Consider the following 22504-nt stretch of genomic DNA (forward strand, 5'->3'; position numbering starts at 1 on the left):
CCTCACGGGCCCGGCCGGCGCGGCGGGTTCACCGCGCCTTTCAGTCGGCGACCGGCAGGTACACCCGGTTGCCCGCCGCCGCGAACTCCTGTGACTTCTGGGCCATCCCCTGCTCGATCTCGGCCCGGTCGCCACCGTGTTCGCGCCGGATGTCCTGCGAGATCTTCATGCTGCAGAACTTCGGCCCGCACATGGAGCAGAAGTGAGCCGTCTTGGCGGGTTCCGCGGGCAGGGTCTCGTCGTGGAACTCCCGTGCCGTGTCCGGGTCCAGGGCGAGGTTGAACTGGTCCTCCCACCGGAACTCGAAACGGGCGTCCGACAGCGCGTCGTCCCACTGCTGAGCGCCCGGGTGCCCCTTGGCGAGGTCGGCCGCATGCGCGGCGATCTTGTAGGTGATGACACCGGTCTTGACGTCGTCCCGGTTGGGCAGGCCCAAGTGCTCCTTGGGCGTGACGTAGCAGAGCATCGCCGTGCCCCACCAGGCGATCATCGCGGCACCGATGCCGGAGGTGATGTGGTCGTACGCCGGCGCGATGTCCGTGGTCAGCGGGCCGAGCGTATAGAACGGGGCCTCATCACAGATCTCCTGCTGGAGGTCGATGTTCTCCTTGATCTTGTGCATCGGGACGTGCCCGGGGCCCTCGATCATCGTCTGTACATGGAACCGCCTGGCGATGCGGTTGAGTTCCCCGAGCGTCCTCAGTTCCGCGAACTGCGCCTCGTCGTTGGCGTCCGCGATCGAACCGGGCCTGAGCCCGTCGCCCAACGAGTACGTGACGTCGTAGGCGGCGAGGATCTCGCACAACTCTTCGAAGTTCTCGTACAGGAACGATTCCTTGTGGTGCGCCAGGCACCACGCCGCCATGATCGAACCGCCGCGCGAGACGATGCCCGTCTTGCGGTTGGCGGTGAGCGGGACGTACGCCAGCCGGACGCCCGCGTGGACGGTCATGTAGTCCACGCCCTGCTCGGCCTGTTCGATGACGGTGTCCTTGTAGATCTCCCAGGTCAGCTCCTCGGCCCTGCCGTCGACCTTCTCCAGTGCCTGGTAGAGCGGCACCGTGCCGATGGGGACGGGGGAGTTGCGCAGCACCCACTCGCGGGTGGTGTGGATGTTGCGGCCGGTGGAGAGGTCCATGACCGTGTCGGCGCCCCAGCGGGTCGCCCAGGTCATCTTCTCGACCTCCTCTTCGATGGAGGACGTCACCGCGGAGTTGCCGATGTTGGCGTTCACCTTCACCAGGAACCGCTTGCCGATGATCATCGGCTCGATCTCCGGGTGGTTCACGTTGGCCGGCAGCACGGCTCGGCCCGCCGCGATCTCCTCGCGTACCACCTCGGCAGAGACGTTCTCCCGGATGGCCACGAACTCCATCTCCGGCGTGATCTCGCCCCGTCGGGCGTACGCGAGCTGCGTCACCGGCCGGCCGCTCCGGCCTCGCCGCGGCTGACGCGGGCGGCCGGGAAAGACCGCGTCCAGGTTGCGCAGCCCGCCGCGCGGCGAGGTGTGCCTGACCCCGTCGTCCTCGGGACGGACAGGACGGCCCGCGTACTCCTCGGTGTCCCCGCGGGCGATGATCCAGTTCTCCCGCAGCGGTGACAGGCCCCTGCGGACGTCCGTGTCGGCGAGCGGATCGGTGTACGGCCCGGACGTGTCGTACAGCGTGACCGACTCCCCATTGGTGAGGTGCACCTGACGGACCGGCACGCGCAGGTCGGGGCGCGAGCCCTCGACGTACGCCTTGTGCCAGCCGATGGACTTCCCGGCCTCCTCGGACTTCTCGTCCCGAACGGAGGCAGGCGTGCGTGCGTCCTTGTTGGTCATCGGACCTACTCCCTACGCCGGCATTACCCGGTAACAGGTTCGGCGGTCGACGCAGCGATTCCCGTGTGCCGATGTCCTGCGTGGCACCTGTTGGTTCCACGTGAAACATCGCGTCTACGGAGGTCAGCGCCCTCTCAGCCCGGTGCTCCGAGCTCCCGCGTGTGCAAAGGTGCCTCCACGCTAGCGTTACGGGGGCCACGGTGAACAGTGGGCCCCCACCGTTCTTGCGATGATCGGGCGGTGACCAGGATGGAGCAATACCCCCACCAGCCGCCCGATCGACCCCGCATGGACGGCCCGGGGCAGGACCACGCGCACGGCCACAGAACCGGCGAGGGCGGCCACCACGGTCACGCGCACGGCCACGGCCCGGCCGCTCCGGTCTCCCAGCATCTACGGAAGGTCATCGCGGCGATCCTGATCCCGTTCACCGTGGCGGTCGTCGTCGGTCTCGTGGTGCTCTGGCCCGGCGGAGCCCCGTCCCACCCGCGCACCGGCGTCGGCTTCGACCGGCAGACCCAGCAGGCCACGGTCACCCGGGTGACCGAGGTCAGCTGCGCGTCGGTGCACGCGTCCGGCGGCGCCCCCACCGGTGCCCCCGCCGTCACCGGGGGCGCCCCTGGGAAGCAGGAGGCCGGCAGAAGCTGCAAGAAGGCGACCGTCCGCGTCGACACCGGCGAGGACAAGGGCCGTACGTTCACCGAGATCGTGCAGCCGGATCAGACGCGGCAGCTGCACCAGGACGAGAAGGTCGTCGTCGCCTACGAGCCCTCGGCACCGAGGAACCTCCAGTACTCGGTGACCGATGTGAGCCGCACGTTCCCCATGGCGTTGCTCGCGGGGATCTTCGCCGTCGCCGTCGTCGTGGTCGGCCGGCTGCGCGGTGTCATGGCCCTGGTCGCCCTGGCGGTGAGCTTCCTGGTGCTGACCCTGTTCATCCTGCCCGCCATCCTCCAGGGCTCCGATCCGCTGGTCGTGGCCGTGGTGGGAGCGAGCGCCATCATGCTGATCGCGCTGTACATGTGCCATGGCCTGTCGGCCCGTACGTCGGTGGCGGTACTGGGCACGCTGATCTCCCTGTCACTGATCGGCCTGCTCGGCTCGCTGTTCGTCGGCTGGTCCGCGCTGACCGGCAACACGGACGACAACACCGGTCTGATCCACGGTCTGTATCCGTCGATCGACATGAGCGGTCTGCTGCTGGCCGGCGTCATCATCGGCTCGCTCGGCGTCCTGGACGACGTGACGGTGACGCAGACATCCGCCGTCTGGGAGCTGCACGAGGCCAACCCGGCGATGGGCTGGCGGGGGCTGTACCGGGCGGCCATCCGTATCGGCCGCGATCACATCGCCTCCGTGGTCAACACGCTGGTGCTCGCCTACGCCGGCGCCGCGCTGCCGTTGCTGCTGCTGTTCTCGATCGCGCAGAGCAGCGTGGGGACCGTGGCCAACAGCGAACTGGTGGCCGAGGAGATCGTGCGCACGCTGGTGGGGTCGATCGGCCTGGTCGCCTCGGTACCGGTCACCACCGCGCTGGCCGCGCTGGTGGTCTCGGCCGACCGGCCGGGGCCGGCTGCCCCGGTGCCGGCCGCGGGACGGCCCGCACCGGCGCGCGGCGGCCGGGGCCGGCGTCGGAAGCGGTGAGCTCGGTGAGGTGTGGGCGGCGATGCCGCCCACCGGTTGCAGAAGCGTTCCTGCACGAACGCGGGTGAGCTGACGGTGCGTCGGCGTCTCGTGGCCCGGACCTTCAGCCGGCGCTCTGTTCCTCGGCCAGGATGCGGTCCAGGGCCTCGTCCAGATGGGCGTCGAAGTCGGCCAACGCGCCCTCCTGACCGAGGGGCACGAGCTTGTCCGTCCGGTCCAGGAAGGCCACCAGCGGCGGCGCGGACGAACGGAACAGCGCCTGGTCCCCGCCGACCTGAAGCCGGATCAGCACCTCGCCCAGCACTTCGGAATCGGCCGGAGCGATGCGCACATCACCTTCCCCACAGGGGCGCCCGACCCCGTCGATCAGCAGCTCGCGTCCGAAGGCCCAGGTCACCGGGGCGTCACCGGGCAGGTGAAAGGTGAGCCGCACCGCGTACGGATCACAGGTCTCGTAGCGCAACTCCACCGGGATGCGAAAGGAGAGCTCCTCCGACACGAGAAAGCTCATCATGACTTCTGCCTGTACGGACTCGCGCATCGCCTACCCCGTCGTATGACGTCGACTGGCCGGGATTGATCCCTTTAGCCATGGTCAAATCTTGCTGAAAGTGCGCAACAGATCACAAGGAGTAAGTTTTCACATACTGATAGAGAGCGTGAGTGACCCGACGTGCCGCCCGATCTCCGTCTGGAGCCGGCGGGCGGCGGGCAGCAACCGGTCGGCCCGCTGGGCGGGCAGGGAGATGGCCATGGTGGCCGCGGTGGTGCCGACCGTGATGGGGACCGCCGCACAGACCGTCCCGAGCGTGTACTCCTGACGCTCCACCATCAGTTCCATCCGCCGTGTCCGGGCCAGCCGCCGCAGCAGCGCGCCGTGATCCCGCACCGTGTACGGCGTGAGGGGCTCGGCCGGGTAACGGGCGAGGTGGTCGCGCCGGGCGTCCTCGTCCAGCTGGGACAGCAGGCACTGCCCGATGGCATGGGCGTGGCCGGTCTCGCGGAAGTCGGCCCACTCCTCGACCGCGGGTGCCTCGCGGGAGTCGGAGACGCACATCACGTCGATCTCGCCATCCCGGTACATCGCGTAGTACACCGGTACACCGATCGAATCCCGCCAGTGCGCGAGTATGTCCGCCACCGAGCTGCGACGCTTCTGCTGTGCTCCGCTGCTCGCGAGCCGCGCGGCGGCGTCGCCGAGGAAGAACAGCCCCTTCTCGCGGTACAGATAGCCCTCGTGCACCAGGGTGCGCAGCAGGTGGTACGTCGTGGGCAGCGCGAGGCCCGTCTCCCGGGCGAGCTGTTTGGCGGGGGCCCCGTAGGCGCGGGCGGCGACGGCCTCGAGCAGGCGCATGGCGCGCTGGACGGATCCGATGAGCGTCGCGCCGGCCGGTGGTCCCGGGGCGGCGGCCGTGGGTTGCCCGGGGACGGCCAGGGGGGCCGGTCGCTGGGCGGGCGGCTCGCACGAGCGCGGCGGGACGAGGGGGGCGTGGGGTTCTGCCGGTGCGGTGTCGACCGTGGCCAAGGGGTACTCCCGTAGCGCGAGGGGGCAGCCCGTGCGGGGAAGAGCACGGAGGGGGGTCTGCGCCACCCACGGGGCCGGACCCGTGGGGAGTTCCGGACTCTAACCGTCGGCCACCGCGTGCAGACGGCTCGCGGGGAAACTTCCCTCCCCCGAGGGAACCGGTGGCCCCGTCACCGGCCGCCGGGCCCCTTCGGGCTCACCAGTCGCTGCGCGACGAGGAGCTCGTCATGAACCTGCGTACGACGTAGATCAGTCCGGCGACCAGGGCGACGAAGACCAGCGCCTTGAACAGCAGGCCGATCACGAACCCGACGACGGTCGCTATGAGGCCGCCGAACACGACCAGGGCGATGACCGGCACCGCGACCCACTTCACCCACCACGGCATTCCCGCGAAGATCTCCCGCATCGTCCTCGTCCTTCGTGTTCTCGTGCGCTGTTGATGTCCTGCACCCGATGCTAGGGCCGTGAAGGGGCCGGACGGCGGTCGCGCATCCCTTGTCCTCCCCTGATCCGTCCCCTAGGGAGTCCGGGGTCCGGGCTCACGCCTCGGGCGGAGAGAACACGACGAGAACCCTGAGGTCCTCGCTGATGTGGTGGAACCTGTGCGGCACCCCGGCCGGCACGTACACGACGCTCCCCCGCGCCACCTGCGTCGTCTCCGGACCGACCGTGATCGACGCCCGGCCGCTGACGACGAAGTACACCTCGTCCTGGTGGTGGGGCTTCTGCGGGTCGTGCCCACCCGCGTCGAGGGCGTACAGGCCGACCGACATGTTCCGCTCGCGCAGGAACTGAAGGTAGGCACCCTCGTGGGCGGCGCGCTCCGCCTCCAGTTCGTCCAGCCGGAATGCCTTCATCGCCGCCGCCTTCGCCTCACTGCTCGCCCGTGCCCCTGCTCGCCGACCGTACGGTCTGCCACGATCAGACACATGAAGAATTTCGTAGTCAAGACGATCGCCAACGCGGGCGCCCTGGCGGTCGCCGTGTGGCTGCTCGACAAGATCACCCTCACGGGTGACAGCACCGCGAAGAAGGCCGGCACGCTGGTCGTCGTCGCGCTGATCTTCGGTCTGGTGAACTGGCTGGTCAAGCCGGTTGTGAAGCTACTCACCCTGCCGCTGTTCATCCTGACGCTCGGCCTGATCACCCTGGTCGTCAACGCGCTCATGCTGCTGCTGACCTCCTGGCTGTGCGGCAAGCTCGATCTGAGCTTCCACGTGGAGGGCTTCTGGACGGCCGTGCTCGGCGGCCTGATCATCTCGATCGTCTCCTGGGCCCTGCACCTCGTCCTGCCCGACGAGGACTGAGCCCGCCATGACCTACCGCGTCTGCTTCGTGTGCACCGGCAACATCTGCCGCTCCCCGATGGCGGAGTCCGTCTTCCGCGCACGTGTGGTGGAGGCCGGACTCGAGGGCCTGGTCGCGGTCGACAGCGCCGGTACCGACGGCTGGCACGAGGGCGAGCACGCCGACCCGCGCACCGTCTCGGTCCTGGAGGAGCACGGTTACGACGGTGAGCACGTCGCACGTCGGTTCGAGCCGTCGTGGTTCGCCCGTCTCGACCTCGTGATCGCCCTCGACTCCGGTCACCTCCGGGCCCTGCGCCGCCTGGCGCCGACCGGGGAGGAGGCGCGCAAGGTCCGCCTGCTCCGCTCGTACGACCCCACCGCCGGCGACGACCTCGACGTACCCGATCCTTACTACGGACACCGGGACGGCTTCGAGCGGTGTCTTGAGATGGTGGAGTCGGCAAGCACGGGGCTGCTCGCCGCCGTACGAGCAGAGCTGGAGGGACGGGCCGCATGAGCGACGCCACCAAGGACGAGGGCCGCGCCGGCGACGGCACGCGCGCGGTACGGGCAGGGTTGCCCGAGCCGGTCAAGCACGAGCCGACCCATCCCGGACCGGTGTTCGCGGCGCACTTCCATCTGCCCGGCGATGTGACGGGACCGTACGCGTACGGCCGGGACGACAATCCCACCTGGACGTTGCTGGAGCGCGCCGTCGGCGAGCTGGAGGCACCCGGGCGGGAGGACGTCGAGACCCTGGTGTTCGCCTCCGGGATGGCGGCGATCTCCGCCGTGCTGTTCTCCCAGCTGCGCTCGGGTGACGCGGTCGTGCTGCCGTCCGACGGCTATCAGGTGCTGCCGATGGTGGGCGCCCAGCTGGAGGCGTACGGCATCGAGGTGCGCACCGCACCGACCGGCGGCGACGCCCAGCTGGACGTGCTCGACGGCGCCCGGCTGCTGTGGATCGAGTCCCCGTCGAACCCGGGGCTCGACGTCTGCGACATCCGCCGGCTCGCGGAGGCGGCACACGCGCGTGGTGCTCTGGTGGCCGTCGACAACACCCTCGCCACCCCGCTCGGGCAGCGCCCGCTGGAGCTGGGCGCCGACTTCTCCGTGGCCAGCGGCACCAAGCAGCTGACCGGCCACGGTGACGTCCTGCTGGGCTACGTCACCGGCCGGGACGCCGAGGCGATGGCCGCCGTACGCCGCTGGCGCAAGATCGTCGGGGCGATCTCCGGGCCCATGGAGGCCTGGCTCGCGCACCGGTCCATCGCCACGCTCCAGATGCGTGTCGACCGGCAGAACGCCACCGCGCTCGCCCTCGCCGAGGTGCTGCGTCAGCGGCCCGAGATCTCCGGCCTGCGCTACCCGGGGCTGCCCGACGACCCCTCCCACAAGATCGCCACACAGCAGATGCGCCGCTACGGCTGTGTCGTCTCCTTCACCCTGCCCACGCGCGCGCGTGCCGAGCGTTTCCTCGAGGCCCTGCGTCTGGTGGAGGACGCGACCAGCTTCGGCGGAGTGCGGTCGACGGCCGAACGTCGGCGCCGCTGGGGCGGGGACGCGGTCCCGGAGGGCTTCATCCGGATGTCCGTGGGCGCCGAGGACCCCGAGGATCTCGTGACCGACGTCCTGCGCGCCCTGGACGAGTCCGCGGACTGAGCCGGACGGCACCGTCGCCCAGGTGCGGAGTGGCCCCGAAGGGGCGCGCCGGATGTTGCGGTGGCAGGTGACGCTTCGGGCCCCGGCCTCGGGGGGCACGCCGAGCAGGTCTTGATGACGGTCCGAGCCTCCCCCCCTCGTGGCTCGGACCGTCCGCGGCTTCGCTGACGAAGAGCCGCGCGAACCAGGCTAGTTGACTCAGCGTCAGTGTCCAATCACGCTAGCGACAGGAGCCTATCGACATATTTATAGTTGGTGCCTGCCCTGGGGGCCGGAGGAGGCAGGTACAGGGAGGCATGCCATGGATCTGGCCCTGCTGCGGACCTTCGTCACCGTGCACCGGGCCGGTTCCTTCACTCGTGCCGCCGCACTGCTCGGCCTCTCCCAGCCCGCCGTCACCTCGCAGATCCGCACGCTCGAACGCCAGCTGGGCAGACCTCTCTTCCTCCGTCAGGCGCGCGGCGTCATCCCTACGACGATCGGTGACGAACTCGCGCACAAGGCCGCACCGCATCTCGACGCCCTGGTGGAGATAGCCGGGAGCGGCCTGGACGAGGAGTCCTCACCCCGGACTCTGCACCTGGCCGGTCCTCCGGAGTTCACCGCCGAACGCGCCCTGCCCGCCCTCACCGGGCTGACCGGGGAGGACGGCCGCCGACTGGCGTTGCGTGCCTCGTTCGGCACCGCCGAGGAGGTGTTGGAGGGACTGGCCTCCGGCCACCACGATCTGGCCATCAGCACGGCACGGCCGCGTGGGGCCCTGCTCAGCGCCACTCCGCTCTGCGACGAGGAGCACGTCCTGGTCGCCGCGCCGCGCTGGGCCGAGCGCATCGGCTCGGAAGCGCTGCGGCTGAAGGGCGCGTCGGCCCTGGACCACCTGCCCGTCGTCGAAGTCCACGAGTCGCTGCCGTTCGTCGCGCGCTACTGGGCCTCCGTCTTCGACTCCCGCCCGGCCGCCTCGGGCACGGTCGTCGTTCCTGATCTGCGTGCCGTCCTCTCCTGCGCGATCGCGGGAGCCGGACTTGCGGTGCTGCCCCGCTATCTGTGCGCCCCGGCCCTCCGCCAGGGCACTGTCGTCGCCCTGCACGACCCGGCGGTCCCACCGCTGCGCACGTACTTCCTGGTGGTGCGCAACGGCACCCTCGCCCTGCCCCTTGTCGCACGGGCCTGCGAGTGGCTCCAGCGTGCCGCCACGGCCTGGTGGTGACGCCGTCCGGCAGATCGTGCACGCCCTGTGGTCATGTCCTGGCGCTTTGCGATGTTTCACGTGGAACCAGCCGGGCCACATTCCTCCCATGACCGTCCGACCCGTGGTCAAGCGCACCGCCCGTGCTGTTCTCCTGGACGGTGACAGCCTGATCCTCATCAAGCGCACCAAGCCCGGCCTGGATCCCTACTGGGTCACCCCCGGTGGCGGAGTCGAGCCCGGGGACTCGACTGTCGTGGACGCCCTGCACCGGGAGGTGTACGAGGAACTCGGCGCCAAGATCGCCGATGTCGTGCCGTGCTTCGTGGACACCGTCGAGCACATCGGCGAGGACAGCAGCACGACCGGCGTGAAGGTGCAGCACTTCTTCGTCTGCCGGCTGGAGTCCATGGACCCCTCGTTGCGTCACGGCCCCGAAGTGGAGGAACCGGCAGGGGAGTACGAGATCGTCCGCGTCCCGTTCACCCGCGTCGGCATCGCCTCCGTCCATCTCGTCCCGCTGTCCCTGCGCCACTATCTCGACGGCAACATCGAGGGGGTGCGCGCCATGCACGCCCCCGACCTCGGCTGAACACGATCAGTCCGTGACGGCGAGCCGTTCCTCCACCGCGTCGTGCCGTATGCGGCTCCGCGGCATACCGCGGACAGTGATGACGGGAGGCCGGCCGACTGCCGATGTTCCACGTGAAACACGCACAGCTGCCCACACGCTGTCCACGAGGCCACGAGATGGCCAAAAGCGCGTGCGTCCGCATCGAAACGGGTGGACGGCGAGGGTGTCGGTCGGACAGCCTGACCTGCGTGCCGACTCCTTCCCTCGCCGCTCTGCCCATCCGTCGTCTGACGCTCCGCGATCTCACCGCGTGCGCTGATCTGTCCGAGGACCGGGGGTGGCCCCGCGAGGAACACAAGTGGGGCTTCCTCCTCACGGCCGGGAAGGGTCTGGGCATCGACGACCCCGAGGGCGGCCTCGTCGCCGCGTGCGTGGTCACGGAGTACGGTCCGTGGGGGCAGCCGGATCTCGGCGCCATCGGCATGGTTCTGGTGGCCGGACGCCACGCCCGCCGGGGCGTCGGGCGCCGCTTGATGCAGCACGTCGTGTCGACCATGGGAACCACCCCCCTGACCCTGCATGCCACGCCCTTCGGCCGCCCCCTGTACGAGGAACTGGGGTTCAAGGTGACGGGCCGGGCGGAGATGCTCACGGGCAGCTTCGTTCCGGGCGGACCCGAGCCGAGGGTCGCCACCCGTGCTGCCACCGCGGACGATCTCCCGGCGATCCTGCGTCTGGACGAGGAGGTGTTCGGCACCGACCGCACGCCCCTCGTCACCCGGTTGCCCGCGTTCGCCGATCAGCTGCGGGTGGCGGAGGAGGGTGGCCGGCTCATCGGCTACACGGCCGCGTGGCCCAACATGAACACCCATGTCGTCGGTCCGCTGATCGCCCGGGACACCGAGACCGCCAAGGCGCTCATCGCTTCGCTGGCGGCCCACACGGACCGTCCGCTGCGCACCGACATCGACGTGCGCCATGAGGAGCTGCTGGCCTGGGCGAAGGCACGTGGGCTGGCCTCCGTGGCCTTCAACGTCGTGATGACCTACGGCATCGCGGATCTTCCGGGGGACTGGACCCGGCGGTTCGCGCCGCTGACGGTGGCCGCGGGCTGAACCGGCGTACGACGCACGCAGGCCCCGCCGCTCGAAGCGGCGGGGCCTGGTCACCGGCTTCGGCCGTGTGCTCAGGCGAGTGCCTGCACGGCCGCGACGGCGAACCCGTGGTCCTGCTCCGGTGCGCCGCCGCCGACGCCGATGGCGCCGATCAGCCGGCCGTCCCGGTGGACGGGGGCACCGCCCGCGATGAACAGCAGGGGTCGGTCCAGCGCCGTGGGCAGCGTGTGGAAGAGGCCGCCGGGCTGGACGGCATCGACGAGGTCCGCGGTGGGCGCGTTCAGCTGGAGCGACGTGTAGGCCTTGCGGGTGCTGGTCTCGCCGGAGATCAGCACGGCCCGGTCGTCCCGGCGGAAGGCGAGCAGGTTGCCCCCGGCATCCAGGACGGTGACGCTGACGGTGACCCCGGCGTCCTCGGCCGCCCGACGGGCCGCGCCGATGAGCAGCTCGGCGTCCTCGATGGTCAGCGGGGCGACGGCGGTGGTGCTCATGGAACTGTCTCCTTGGTAGGTGCTGCGGTGGATGTGCGCCGTACCGGGGGCGCACCCCGGTACGGGTGTCCGACGGGCCGGACGGCTCAGTGGTGGACGGGCGTCCGCTGCCCGGCGGCCGGTCCGGAGGCGGCCACGGTGGTGCGCGCGCCGTCGCGACGCTCCAGGGCGGCCGAGAGGACGGCGAGCACCAGAGCCGCGGCGGCGAGGGCGGCGCCGACCCAGTTGGGGGCCGTGTAGCCGAAGCCGGCCGCGATCACGAGACCGCCGAGCCAGGCGGACAGGGCGTTGCCCAGGTTGAAGGCTCCGATGTTCACCGCCGACGCGAGCGTCGGCGCGCCGTGCGCCTGGTCGAGGACGCGCTTCTGTAGTGGCGGCACGGTGGCGAATCCCAGGGCACCGATCAGCGCGATGGTCACCGCAGCCGCGATCTTGTTGTGGGCGGTCAGCGTGAAGAGCGCGAGGACGACGGCCAGGGCGCCCAGGGAGACGTACAGCATCGGCATGAGGGCACGGTCGGCGAACCTGCCGCCGAGGAGGTTGCCGCCGACCATGCCGAGGCCGAAGAGGACCAGCAGCCAGGTGACCGAGCCGTCGGCGAAGCCGGCGACATGGGTCATCATCGGCGCGATGTAGGTGATGGCCGCGAAGACGCCGCCGAAGCCGAGAACGGTCATAGCCATGGCGAGCAGGACCTGGGCGTTCTTGAACGCGGCCAGCTCGTGCCGCAGGTGTACGCCCTGCGGGCGTGGCAGGTCGGGCACGAGCTTGGCGATGCCGGCGAGACCGATGACACCGAGGACGGCGACGATGCCGAAGGTGACACGCCAGCCGACGGTCTGTCCGACGAGTGTGCCCAGCGGGACGCCGACGACGTTGGCGACGGTCAGACCGGTGAACATCATGGCGATGGCGCCGGCCTTCTTGTGCGGCGCGACCAGCTCGGCGGCCACGACCGAGCCGATGCCGAAGAAGGCGCCGTGGGCGAGCGAGGCGACCACGCGTCCGATCAGCATGACCGAGAAGGCCGGGGCCACGGCGGAGAGCAGGTTGCCGGCGATGAACAGGCCCATCAGCAGCATCAGCATCCGCTTGCGCGGGACTTTGGTACCGAGGACGGTCATCAGCGGGGCACCGACGACCACGCCGAGCGCGTAACCCGTCACGAGCAGGCCCGCCGTGGGGATGGACACCCCGAAGTCGCCCGCGACCTCGGGCAGCAAGCCCATGATCACGAACTCGGTCGTTCCGATTCCGAAGGCCCCGATCGCGAGGGCCAGAAGCGCGAGAGGCATGAGGGGGGTACACCTTCCCAGACGATTGCAGGAGCGCTTTACGTTCGTCCACAATAATTGCATGCGCGGGTTACTCGCAAACGCCGTCTATTGCGGCCGTGCTCTATCCTGGTGGTGCAGCCGCTCCGGGACGGAGGAAACGCCAATGACAGCGACAGACCCCGCGCTCACCGCGCTCGCTCAGGGCTGGTGCGCCCTTTCTGCGCTGCACGGGAGGATCGAGGCGCACATCGAGCGCGCCCTACAGGCCGGGCACGACCTGAGTGTGCGCGAGTACTCCCTGCTCGACGTGCTCAGCCGACAGCACGACGGCGAGGGCGGGCACCTGCAGATGAAGCAGGTCGCCGACGCGGTCGTGCTCAGCCAGAGCGCCACCACACGCCTGGTGACCCGGCTGGAGGACCGTGGCCTGCTGGAGCGGTATCTGTGCCCCACCGACCGGCGCGGCATCTACACCAACGTCACTCCGGCGGGTCTGCGCCTGCTGGACGAGGCGCGGCCCACCAATGACGCCGCACTGCGCGAGGCCCTGGACGAGGCCTCCAGAAGTGCCGAACTGGCCCCGTTGGTCCGGGCGGTGGAGTCCCTGAACGTGCCCACATAGGGTGCAGGGATGGGAGATCTTGAAATAAGGGACGCGACCGCAGCCGACCTCCCGGCGATCGTCGCCATGCTCGCCGACGACCCGCTGGGCGCCCAGCGCGAGTCACCCGACGATCTGACGCCGTACCGGGCCGCGCTGGAAAACCTCGACGCCGACCCGAACCAGCATCTCGTCGTGGCGGTGCGCGAAGGCCGTGCGATCGGGACCCTCCAGCTCACGATCATCCCGGGCCTTTCGCACAGGGGAGCCACCCGCGCGCTCATCGAGGCGGTCCGGATCCACGCCGACGAGCGGGGCGGCGGGCTGGGCAGCCTGCTGATCGAGTGGGCGGTCGACACTTCCCGGCGGCTGGGCTGCCAGTTGGTGCAGCTGACGTCCGACAAATCGCGCACCGACGCCCACCGCTTCTACGAGCGGCTGGGCTTCACCGCGTCGCACGAGGGCTTCAAGCTGCGCCTCTGACCGTCGTACCGGGCGGATGAAAGGTGCAAAAACCGAGCATGGGGTGTGTTTCACGTGAAACACACCCCATGGACATCTCAGGGCCTAACCGACGCCCCGCCACCCCTCCGCGTCGACCCCGCCAGGTACCGGGGCCTCGGGATCGTACGGTTGCCGCGTGAACACGAACGAGCCGAGGTCGAGGTGGCTCACGGTTCCGTCCGAGCGCCTCACCGGCCGCAGCGGTTCGCCGGCGTAGTAACCCTCCACACCCGTCCACGTGCCGTCGCCGTTCGCGCGGAAGCGGGCACGACGGCCGCCGCCGGTCAGCGGTGCCAGCACGAGGAGGCCGTCGGCGGTCGCCCGCAAGGCGAAGGCATGCGTGCCCCAGTACCACTGCCCCGTCAGCGCCAGCACCGCCGGATCCACTTCCCGCAGGGGTCGCCAGGGCTCGGGGATTCGTGGCTCCGCCTCGGCGACGATCCGAACGAGGTCCGCTCCCACCGCACCCAGCAGCGGTCCGCTCGTGCAGTTGGCGAGCACCACCGCGGCGACGTCGTCCTCGACGCTGAGGGTGAGGTTCGCCAGGAATCCCGGCAGGGAACCGGAGTGCCCCACGAGGAGCCGGCCGTCGCGACACTGGATCTGCATGCCCAGGCCGTAGGTGGCCCCGTCCATCACGTCCGCGGCCTCGGTGGGTGCCGCAGGGGTCCGCATCTCCCGCACCGACTCCGCACTCAGGACCCGGCCGTCTCCCCGGGCCAGAAACGCGGCGAACCGCGCCAGGTCCCCGGTGGTCGACCAGAGCTGGCCGGCCGGCGCCATCCGGCCCAGGTCCTCCAGCGGCTCGGGCAGCAGGGCGTCGGCCCACGGATGCACCGCCCAGCCACCCGCGTGCGGGGCCCGCGGCTGTGCGCTCGTCCGGTGCAGACCCAGCGGCTCCAGGATCTCGTCACGCAGCACTTCCTCCCAGGACGCGCCACGCAGCTTCTCCACCAGGGCGCCGAGCACCGTGTAACCGGGGTTGGAGTAGTGGAACCGCCGGCCGACGGGATGGAGCAGCGGCTGGTCACCGAGCACATCGCTCAGCTCGGGCCGCAGCACACCGGGAGTGCGCTCCCACCACGGCGCGGGCGACTCGGCCGCCAACCCCGCGGTGTGCGCGAGCAGCTCCGCGATCGTCGCCTCCCCCACTCCGGTATCCGGCAGATGCCTCTCCAGCGGATCACCGAGGTCGAGCACACCCTCGTCGCGCAACCGCATCACCAGCACGGCAGTGAAGATCTTGGTGAGGGAGCCGATCCGGTACTGCACGGTCTCGTCCGGCCCGTGCCCGTCCACCGAGGTCCGCGCGCCGTGCCACACGGCCTGCCCCTCCCGAACGACGGCGGCCACCAGCGACGGAGCCCGCCCCTCGGCCTGCGCGACAGCGATCCGGTGCAGCAAGGCACGCCGGGTGCCGGGGAGCAGTGCTTCCTGAGAAGTCGTCATGAACACAGTCCACCGGTTGCGGCGCCCGACGTCGAATGTGGGCCTGTGCGGTGCGAGGGCACGGCCTGCGGACGCGCGGACCGCACAGGGACTGTACCGGCAGGGGCGGACAGTGCCATGGTCGTCCCCGGGGCGTTGGACCAACGAGCGCGGGGGCGGCCGGCCTTCGCGCATCGGTGATCAACGAAACCCGCTCGCACCGCTCCGATAACATGTTCTAACTTACGACGATCGCCCCTTCACCCGCCCTTACCGGAAAACCATGCCATCCAGCACGACGAGTAACTCATTCCGCCAATCCCTATCAAATCGGCCAGAGCATTGACATTCATGGCATCGCGGGTATTTTCGCGAATAAAGTGCGGAATTACATCTTCCGCGTGGCGTCGTCCACGGGTCGTGCTGTGGGCCGTAGTGAGCGTGGTGGCCCTCGGGTTCCTCATCGCGCTGGAGATCGCCGCTCGTCACTACGGGCTGCCGGGGCCGATCACCAACCAGGCGAAAGAAGTCGTGGTCGCCCCGAAATCAGGGCCTCTGCTGTACGCCAGCATGGCGTTGATGATGGTGGTGCTCACCTGGCGGCAACGGATGATCGCCGCCGGTGTCGCGGTCGGCATCGACGTCGTCTTCCTGCTGGTGCGCTGGGCTGCCGACGCCAAGATGGGCTTCGGCAACGGCGCGTTGTGGGTGGTCCTGGGCTATGCGGTCATCGCTGTCACGCGTCGCACCGGACGCGAACGTGTCCTGCTGCTGAAGGGCGTCGGGCTGGGCCTGCTGCTGGTGGCCGGCCGCAAGACCGGTGACACCTGGCTGCTCATCACGTCGAAGACCCGGCCGACGGTGCTCGACCAGTACGTGGCGACCGCCGACCACGCGCTGGGCAACCCGTCCTGGGTGGCGGGCCGGATCGTCAGGGCCACCGGCACGATCGGCGACCATGTCCTCGACTACGTCTACATCCAGCTCGCGGTGGCCGCGGTCGTCGTCGCGCTCTACCAGCTGCGTAACGTGGCGGTCGAGCGCCGATTCCCGCGCCATCATCTCGTGCGCACCTTCCTGGTGATCGGCCTCCTGGGGCCCGGCATCTACATGCTCTTCCCGGTGGTCGGACCGATCTTCGCCTACGGCGCGGACGGCGGGCACTGGGCGGTGGCCCACCAGTGGCCGCACACGCCGCCGGTCATGGCGACCCCGCACCACATGCCGTTCGACGAGATCACCCCGCGCAACTGCATGCCGAGCCTGCACACCGCGTGGGCCACCGCCATCTTCATCCATTCCCGCAAGGGCCCGCGGCTGCTGCGCTTCGCCGGCACGTTCTGGCTGATCGCCACGCTCGGCGCCACCCTGGGCTTCGGCTACCACTACGGCACGGACATCATCGCCGGCGTGGTGTTCACCCTCACGATCGAGGCGGCTCTGCGCTCGCTCGAACGCGGCTGGGACCGGTCGGGAATCCAATTGGTGGCTTACGGCACGACGGTCTTCGCCGCGCTCCTGGTGTCCTATCGCTATCTGCCCGCGGAAATGGCCGGGCATCCGTCGGTGTTCGGGCCCCTTCTCGTTCTGGCGATGGTCTCCGTGATCTACGGCTACGTACGGACCACCAGACCGTGGGAACCGAGAATCGCACCGGCTCCCCAAGCGGAACCCCAGCCAGAACTGGTCTGAGACACGCAGCGAGGCCGAGGGCTGCCGCACAGACGCTGCCAGGGGTGTCACTCGATCGAGTGGCACCCCTCCTGTGCCCGGACCCACGCCCGCGCTGTTCCGCCGACGGCGAAGACGAGCCCGCCCGGGCTCGACGATCACTACAGTCCCGTCTCATGGGGACAGTCACCACACGCACAGTCGCATACCCTGCCGACGGCCTGACCATGATCGGGCACCTCGCGCTCCCCACGGGTGTCGACCGCCGGCCCGCGGTTCTGATCGGACCGGAGGGCCCAGGACTCACCGACGTCGAGCGCCGTCGGGCCGATGCGCTGGCCGAGTTGGGATACGTGGCGCTGGCCTTCGACATTCACGGCGGGCGCTCGTTCACCGACCCGGCGGAGATGCTGGCGCGTTGCATGCCGCTGCTCGCCGACCCCGACCGCATGCGGGGGATCGGCCACGCGGCACTGGACGTACTGCGTGCCGAACCGCGGACCGACCCCGGCCGGATCGCCGCTGTCGGCTACGGCACCGGGGGCGCGATCGCGCTGGAACTCGGGCGCGACGGCGTCGACCTGCGCGCGATCGGGACCGTCAACGCCCTGACCACGGGCCGACCGGGCGAGGCGGCGCGTATTCGCTGCCCGGTGTGGGCCGGGGTCGGGTCAGAGGACCCCATCATGCCGCCCGCGCAACGGGATGCGTTCACCGCCGAGATGCAGGCCGCGGGTGTCGACTGGCGCCTCGTGGTCTACGGCGGAGCCCTGCACGCCTTCCACCACCCGCCGGTCGACCACACCGTTCCCCCCGGCGTCGGCTACCACCCGAAGCACGCGCAGCGGGCCTGGCGCGACGTCCTCGGCCTGCTTGCCGAGTGCCTGCCCGTGGCGGGGTGAGCTGGATCGTCAGGAACGCCGTCGCCGACGGTATCCGCCAGAGACCACCGTTCTCCCTGGTGCTGCGATGTGGGACCCCGAACCCGCCCTCGCCGCCTCGGATCTGCACGTGGTGATGTGCTGTGCGATGTGCACCGTCACCTGTACGCGGTACTGAGCTGCACTGTTAACGGGGAGTCGAACCCCCGCGTTGCTCTTCACGCGCCAGGAGTGGGCTGGAAAACCGCCGGCCCTCGGTGTGTGCACGCCTCCGAAACCGCTACCTGCTCCACATCGTCCCAGGTCGCTGGACTTCTCAGTCCAGCAGATCGACCTCCCAGTTCGTACGTTGGATCCGCACATCGACCTCCCGGATCTCCCGGGCGAGTGCATCCGCCTGACCGCGCAGTTCCGCGACCGGAAGCGCGGAGAGCATCATCAGCTCGGACCGAAGCTGCCGGCCGTATCCCCGCTCGCCCTTACCCGCCGCCGCGTCCGCCGCCGCGGTGACCACGGAGTGACGCAACCGCAGAACATCCCGGCGCGCGAGGGCATCGGTGAGCGTGCCGTCCGGACCCATCTCCACGGTGGCATTGGTCCGGTTGATCCGCCGGATCAATGTTTCCAGAGCGTCCAGCACCTCACCGGCTTCAGCCAACAGCTGAGCTGCATCCTCGGCGGGTGTCTCCCCCTCCTGGTACCGCGCACTGTCGACGACGCGCGCTCGCAGCTGTTCCACACGGCGCGTCGCCTCCGCACGTTCCGCCAGTGCCTCAGCAAGCTTCACTGTCCCCACCTCCCCCTCCATGAGCTCGCACGAGTATACGAATGCGAATCAGCTCATAGCACTCGCATTTCGATCCGCTGGAGCCCTGACCAGCCACCGGAGTGAAAGCGGGCAGCCGCTCAGCGCCACGAAAGAGGATCCGACAGGACGAACGAGAACGATGGAGGAGTCGATATCTCGGATCAGGTCTGGGCCATGTCCACGAAACGGGAGTAATGGCCCTGGAACGCGACCGTGATCGTGGCGGTGGGGCCGTTACGGTGCTTGGCGACGATCAGGTCGGCCTCGCCCGCGCGCGGGGACTCCTTCTCGTACGCGTCCTCGCGGTGCAGCAGGATGACCATGTCGGCGTCCTGCTCGATGGAGCCGGACTCACGCAGGTCGGAGACCATCGGCTTCTTGTCGGTGCGCTGCTCCGGGCCACGGTTGAGCTGCGAGAGGGCGATGACCGGAATCTCCAGTTCCTTCGCGAGCAGCTTGAGGTTACGGGACATGTCCGAGACCTCCTGCTGACGGCTCTCGGCGCGCTTGGAGCCGCCGGACTGCATCAGCTGGAGGTAGTCGATGACGACCAGCTTCAGGTCGTTGCGCTGCTTCAGACGCCGGCACTTGGCGCGGATCTCCATCATCGACAGGTTCGGCGAGTCGTCGATGTACAGCGGCGCGGCCGAGACGTCCGGCATACGGCGGGCGAGCCGGGTCCAGTCCTCGTCGGTCATCGTGCCGGAGCGCATGTGGTGCAGGGCGACCCGGGCCTCGGCGGACAGCAGTCGCATCGCGATCTCGTTGCGGCCCATCTCGAGCGAGAAGATGACGCTCGGGAGGTTGTTCTTGATCGAGGCGGCCCGCGCGAAGTCCAGCGCGAGCGTCGACTTACCCATGGCGGGACGGGCCGCGATGACGATCATCTGCCCCGGGTGGAGGCCGTTCGTCAGCGAGTCGAAGTCGGTGAACCCGGTGGGCACGCCCGTCATCTCGCCGCTGCGTGAGCCGATCGCCTCGATCTCGTCGAGGGCGCCCTCCATGATGTCGCCGAGCGGCAGGTAGTCCTCGCTGGTCCGCTGCTCGGTGACGGCGTAGATCTCGGCCTGGGCGCTGTTGACGATCTCGTCCACGTCGCCGTCGGCCGCGTATCCCATCTGCGTGATGCGCGTGCCGGCCTCGACCAGGCGGCGCAGGACGGCCCGCTCGTGGACGATCTCCGCGTAGTACTCGGCGTTGGCCGCCGTCGGCACGGTCTGGACGAGGGTGTGCAGATAGGCGGCCCCGCCCACCTTGTTGATCTCGCCGCGCTTGGTGAGTTCGGCCGCGATGGTGATCGGGTCGGCCGGCTCGCCCTTGGCGTAGATGTCCAGGATGGCCTGGTAGATCGTCTCGTGCGCGGGCTTGTAGAAGTCGTGGCCCTTGAGGATCTCCACGACGTCCGCGATGGCGTCCTTCGACAGCAGCATGCCGCCCAGCACCGACTGCTCGGCGTCCAGGTCCTGGGGCGGCACCCGCTCGAATGCCGAACCCCCGCCTTCCCAGGCGCCGGTGTCCCGGCCCCGGTCGTGCTGTTCGTCACGGCTCCGTCCACCGTCACCGCGCCGTCGGGAGGCAGGCAGACGATCACTGGGCCCGCTGTCGGCCCACGGATCGTCCAAGGGCTCGGAAATGCTCACCGAGCTACCTCCTCCCGTCCGCACGGCGGACCTAGCCGTGCCTCTTTTCTACGGCACGACACTGACAAACAAGAGGCCCAACTCCGCTTCTGCCGCGTCGGATCTGTGACGCTTCCCGGGCCGGAAGAAGGGTGCTTCCGGGGCCGCGGAAAGGAGCGGGCGCCGGACCACGGTAGGCCCGTCGGCACCGTCAGCCAATCTGGTTATCCACAGGCCATGTGGACGACCGCCCGGATGCTGTGGAGAACTCGCCGAAACCTGTGCACGACCCGGTGGACAGCCCTGTGAACAAGCCCTCGATCCCCTCAGGGATATCCGCCTGACCTGCGCCTTTGCCATCCACTGGCTGTGCAGAAGAAAAACTTTCCCCATCGGGCCAAGATCGCTTCGAACGGTTCCCGAAAGGACAGGCCACGAGACGGCAAGTAAGGATCACTAGCTATTTGCATCACTTACCTGTGGATGATTAGATTGATGCTCATGACACAGGCTCCAGCGACCCCCCGCGCCACCCGGCGGCGGCACGACCGGGACATCGTCGCTCTGGCCGTCCCGGCCTTCGGCGCCCTCGTCGCCGAGCCCCTGTTCGTCCTGGCGGACAGCGCCATCGTCGGCCACCTCGGCACCGCTCAGCTCGCCGGTCTCGGCGTTGCCTCGGCGCTCCTCACCACCGCGGTGAGCATCTTCGTCTTCCTCGCCTATGCCACCACGGCCGCCGTCGCCCGCCGCGTCGGAGCCGGTGATCTCCAGGCAGCCATCCGGCAGGGCCTGGACGGAATCTGGTTGGCGCTGCTGCTCGGTGCCGCGGTGATCGCCGTCGTCCTGCCGCTCGCCCCGGGGATCGTGGACCTCTTCGGCGCCTCCGCGACAGCGGCCCCCTACGCCACGACGTATCTGCGCATCTCCTCACTCGGCATCCCCGCCATGCTCGGGGTTCTGGCTGCCACCGGTGTCCTGCGCGGCCTGCACGACACCCGCACTCCTCTCTACGTCGCGGTCGGCGGCTTCGTCGCCAACGCCGGACTGAACCTGGTACTGGTCTACGGCGCCGGACTGGGCATCGCCGGCTCCGCCTGGGGCACGGTCATCGCGCAGTGCGGGATGGCGGCCGTCTACCTGGTCGTCGTCGTGCGCGGGGCCCGACGGCACGGCGCTTCACTCCGCCCGGACGCCGCCGGCATCCGGGCCTCGGCCCGGGCAGGAGTCCCCCTCCTTGTCCGCACCCTGTCCCTGCGAGCGATCATCATGATCGCGACGGCGGTCGCGGCACGACTCGGTGACGCCGACATCGCCGCACATCAGATCACCCTGTCACTGTGGAGTCTGCTGTCCTTCGCGCTCGACGCGATAGCGATCGCGGGTCAGGCCATCATCGGCCGGTATCTGGGCGCCGAGGACGCCGAGGGCGCACGCGAGGCGTGCCGCCGCATGATCCAGTGGGGGATCGCGACCGGTGTCGTACTCGGCCTGCTCGTGGTGGCCGCCCGGCCGCTGTTTCTGCCGCTGTTCACCGGCGATCCCGTGGTGCAGAACGTCGCCCTGCCGGCTCTGCTGCTGGTGGCTCTTTCCCAGCCTGTCTGCGGGATCGTCTTCGTCCTGGACGGGGTTCTGATGGGCGCGGGCGACGGCCCGTACCTGGCCTGGGCCATGGTCATAACCCTCGCGGTGTTCGCCCCGGTGGCCCTGTTGGTGCCGGCTCTCGGTGGCGGGCTCACCGCGATATGGGCGGCGATGGCGCTGATGATGACGGTGCGCATGCTGACCCTGTGGCTGCGGGCACGCTCGGGCCGCTGGATCGTGACGGGCGCGGCCCGCTGACCGTTTCACGTGAAACACGGGGCGCCCGGCCACGGGAAAGGGGCCGCACCCATGATGGGTACGGCCCCTTTCACCGGCTCAGCTGAGCACAGTGATCACGCGGCGATCAGGCCGCGACGACCTCGATGTTGACCTTGGCGGCAACCTCGGGGTGCAGACGCACGGACGTCTCGTGGGCGCCCAGAGTCTTGATCGGAGCGGTCAGCTCGACGCGGCGCTTGTCGACCTCGGGGCCACCGGAAGCCTTGATCGCGGAAGCGATGTCGGCCGGGGTGACGGAGCCGAAGAGACGGCCGGAGTCGCCGGAGCGGACGGCCAGACGGACCTTCACGCCCTCGAGCTGGCCCTTGATCTGGTTGGCCTGCTCGATGGTCTGGATCTCGTGGATCTTGCGAGCGCGACGGATCTGCTCGACGTCCTTCTCGCCACCCTTGGTCCAGCGGATAGCGAACTTCCGCGGGATCAGGTAGTTGCGAGCGTAACCGTCCTTGACGTCGACGACGTCGCCCGCGGCACCGAGGCCGGAGACCTCGTGGGTGAGGATGATCTTCATGAGTGCGTC

23 protein-coding genes and 1 riboswitch are annotated in these 22504 nt (G+C 69.5%); of the genes, 12 read left to right on the top strand and 11 right to left on the bottom strand.

Annotation, left to right across the window (positions count from 1 at the left end; genetic code table 11):
* Positions 1-40: 40 nt before the first annotated feature.
* Positions 41-1825 (bottom strand): phosphomethylpyrimidine synthase ThiC, encoded by a 1785-nt coding sequence (thiC, locus tag ACF1BE_RS04755; RefSeq protein WP_392197527.1) that lies wholly within the window; start codon positions 1823-1825, stop codon positions 41-43.
* Positions 1818-1994, bottom strand: a riboswitch (TPP riboswitch). It overlaps the preceding gene by 8 nt.
* Positions 1995-2074: 80 nt before the next feature.
* Here thiC and ACF1BE_RS04760 point away from each other — a divergent pair.
* On the top strand, positions 2075-3469 hold the full coding sequence (locus tag ACF1BE_RS04760; RefSeq protein ID WP_392197830.1) for a YibE/F family protein: 1395 nt from the start codon (positions 2075-2077) through the stop codon (positions 3467-3469).
* A 103-nt stretch (positions 3470-3572) separates the two neighbouring features.
* Here the strand turns inward: ACF1BE_RS04760 and ACF1BE_RS04765 are convergent, their stop codons facing one another.
* The 4 genes from ACF1BE_RS04765 to ACF1BE_RS04780 all read right to left on the bottom strand — a co-directional run bounded on the left by ACF1BE_RS04765 (position 3573) and on the right by ACF1BE_RS04780 (position 5854).
* Positions 3573-4010 (bottom strand): SsgA family sporulation/cell division regulator, encoded by a 438-nt coding sequence (locus ACF1BE_RS04765; RefSeq protein WP_356819159.1) that lies wholly within the window; start codon positions 4008-4010, stop codon positions 3573-3575.
* Between the two features lie 99 nt (positions 4011-4109).
* On the bottom strand, positions 4110-4994 hold the full coding sequence (locus ACF1BE_RS04770) for an IclR family transcriptional regulator (RefSeq protein ID WP_392197528.1): 885 nt from the start codon (positions 4992-4994) through the stop codon (positions 4110-4112).
* A gap of 196 nt (positions 4995-5190) precedes the next feature.
* Entirely contained in the window at positions 5191-5403 is a 213-nt protein-coding gene (locus tag ACF1BE_RS04775; protein ID WP_392197529.1) for a DUF5326 family protein, read from the bottom strand.
* A gap of 133 nt (positions 5404-5536) precedes the next feature.
* Positions 5537-5854, bottom strand: a complete 318-nt coding sequence (locus ACF1BE_RS04780; protein ID WP_392197530.1) for a cupin domain-containing protein — start codon at positions 5852-5854, stop codon at positions 5537-5539.
* A gap of 72 nt (positions 5855-5926) precedes the next feature.
* Between ACF1BE_RS04780 and ACF1BE_RS04785 the strand changes: the two genes are divergently transcribed.
* The 6 genes from ACF1BE_RS04785 to ACF1BE_RS04810 all read left to right on the top strand — a co-directional run bounded on the left by ACF1BE_RS04785 (position 5927) and on the right by ACF1BE_RS04810 (position 10823).
* Positions 5927-6304 carry a phage holin family protein gene (locus ACF1BE_RS04785; protein ID WP_392197531.1) on the top strand — a complete coding sequence of 126 codons (378 nt, stop codon included), beginning with the start codon at positions 5927-5929 and terminating at the stop codon, positions 6302-6304.
* A gap of 7 nt (positions 6305-6311) precedes the next feature.
* Positions 6312-6803, top strand: coding sequence for a low molecular weight protein-tyrosine-phosphatase (locus tag ACF1BE_RS04790; protein WP_392197532.1), 492 nt, complete (start codon positions 6312-6314; stop codon positions 6801-6803).
* Positions 6800-7948 (top strand): cystathionine gamma-lyase, encoded by a 1149-nt coding sequence (locus tag ACF1BE_RS04795; protein ID WP_392197533.1) that lies wholly within the window; start codon positions 6800-6802, stop codon positions 7946-7948. Before ACF1BE_RS04790 ends, ACF1BE_RS04795 begins: the two co-directional genes overlap by 4 nt.
* 301 nt (positions 7949-8249) lie before the next feature.
* A complete protein-coding gene (locus ACF1BE_RS04800; RefSeq protein ID WP_392197534.1) occupies positions 8250-9155 on the top strand; it encodes a LysR family transcriptional regulator in 906 nt (301 codons plus the stop codon).
* Between the two features lie 88 nt (positions 9156-9243).
* The gene (locus tag ACF1BE_RS04805; protein WP_392197535.1) at positions 9244-9726 is read left to right on the top strand and encodes an NUDIX domain-containing protein; all 483 of its coding nucleotides are present in this window, start codon (positions 9244-9246) and stop codon (positions 9724-9726) included.
* A 230-nt stretch (positions 9727-9956) separates the two neighbouring features.
* Positions 9957-10823 carry a GNAT family N-acetyltransferase gene (locus ACF1BE_RS04810; protein WP_392197536.1) on the top strand — a complete coding sequence of 289 codons (867 nt, stop codon included), beginning with the start codon at positions 9957-9959 and terminating at the stop codon, positions 10821-10823.
* Between the two features lie 71 nt (positions 10824-10894).
* Here ACF1BE_RS04810 and ACF1BE_RS04815 read toward each other — a convergent pair whose 3' ends face one another.
* Both ACF1BE_RS04815 and ACF1BE_RS04820 read right to left on the bottom strand, forming a co-directional pair.
* Positions 10895-11314 (bottom strand): heme-binding protein, encoded by a 420-nt coding sequence (locus tag ACF1BE_RS04815; RefSeq protein ID WP_392197537.1) that lies wholly within the window; start codon positions 11312-11314, stop codon positions 10895-10897.
* An 86-nt stretch (positions 11315-11400) separates the two neighbouring features.
* Positions 11401-12609, bottom strand: a complete 1209-nt coding sequence (locus ACF1BE_RS04820) for an MFS transporter (RefSeq protein ID WP_392197538.1) — start codon at positions 12607-12609, stop codon at positions 11401-11403.
* Positions 12610-12754: 145 nt separating this feature from the next.
* Here ACF1BE_RS04820 and ACF1BE_RS04825 point away from each other — a divergent pair, with 145 nt between their 5' ends.
* Both ACF1BE_RS04825 and ACF1BE_RS04830 read left to right on the top strand, forming a co-directional pair.
* A complete protein-coding gene (locus ACF1BE_RS04825) occupies positions 12755-13213 on the top strand; it encodes a MarR family winged helix-turn-helix transcriptional regulator (RefSeq protein ID WP_392197539.1) in 459 nt (152 codons plus the stop codon).
* 9 nt (positions 13214-13222) lie between these two features.
* Positions 13223-13675, top strand: coding sequence for a GNAT family N-acetyltransferase (locus ACF1BE_RS04830; protein ID WP_392197540.1), 453 nt, complete (start codon positions 13223-13225; stop codon positions 13673-13675).
* Positions 13676-13759: 84 nt separating this feature from the next.
* Here ACF1BE_RS04830 and ACF1BE_RS04835 read toward each other — a convergent pair whose 3' ends face one another.
* Positions 13760-15145, bottom strand: coding sequence for a serine hydrolase domain-containing protein (locus tag ACF1BE_RS04835; RefSeq protein ID WP_392197541.1), 1386 nt, complete (start codon positions 15143-15145; stop codon positions 13760-13762).
* A gap of 330 nt (positions 15146-15475) precedes the next feature.
* On the opposite strand from ACF1BE_RS04835, the gene ACF1BE_RS04840 reads away from it, so the two are divergent.
* Positions 15476-16816 (top strand): phosphatase PAP2 family protein, encoded by a 1341-nt coding sequence (locus ACF1BE_RS04840; protein ID WP_392197542.1) that lies wholly within the window; start codon positions 15476-15478, stop codon positions 16814-16816.
* Between the two features lie 155 nt (positions 16817-16971).
* On the top strand, positions 16972-17697 hold the full coding sequence (locus ACF1BE_RS04845; protein WP_392197543.1) for a dienelactone hydrolase family protein: 726 nt from the start codon (positions 16972-16974) through the stop codon (positions 17695-17697).
* Positions 17698-17992: 295 nt separating this feature from the next.
* Here ACF1BE_RS04845 and ACF1BE_RS04850 read toward each other — a convergent pair whose 3' ends face one another.
* Positions 17993-18463, bottom strand: a complete 471-nt coding sequence (locus tag ACF1BE_RS04850; RefSeq protein WP_362535256.1) for a DIP1984 family protein — start codon at positions 18461-18463, stop codon at positions 17993-17995.
* Between the two features lie 182 nt (positions 18464-18645).
* Positions 18646-20124 (bottom strand): replicative DNA helicase, encoded by a 1479-nt coding sequence (gene dnaB / locus ACF1BE_RS04855; protein ID WP_392197544.1) that lies wholly within the window; start codon positions 20122-20124, stop codon positions 18646-18648.
* Between the two features lie 480 nt (positions 20125-20604).
* On the opposite strand from dnaB, the gene ACF1BE_RS04860 reads away from it, so the two are divergent.
* On the top strand, positions 20605-21942 hold the full coding sequence (locus ACF1BE_RS04860; RefSeq protein WP_392197545.1) for an MATE family efflux transporter: 1338 nt from the start codon (positions 20605-20607) through the stop codon (positions 21940-21942).
* A 106-nt stretch (positions 21943-22048) separates the two neighbouring features.
* Here ACF1BE_RS04860 and rplI read toward each other — a convergent pair whose 3' ends face one another.
* Positions 22049-22495, bottom strand: coding sequence for a 50S ribosomal protein L9 (gene rplI / locus ACF1BE_RS04865; RefSeq protein WP_121787908.1), 447 nt, complete (start codon positions 22493-22495; stop codon positions 22049-22051).
* Positions 22496-22504: the final 9 nt, after the last annotated feature.

Source organism: Streptomyces sp. NPDC014991, from assembly GCF_043080665.1.
GTDB lineage: Bacteria > Actinomycetota > Actinomycetes > Streptomycetales > Streptomycetaceae > Streptomyces.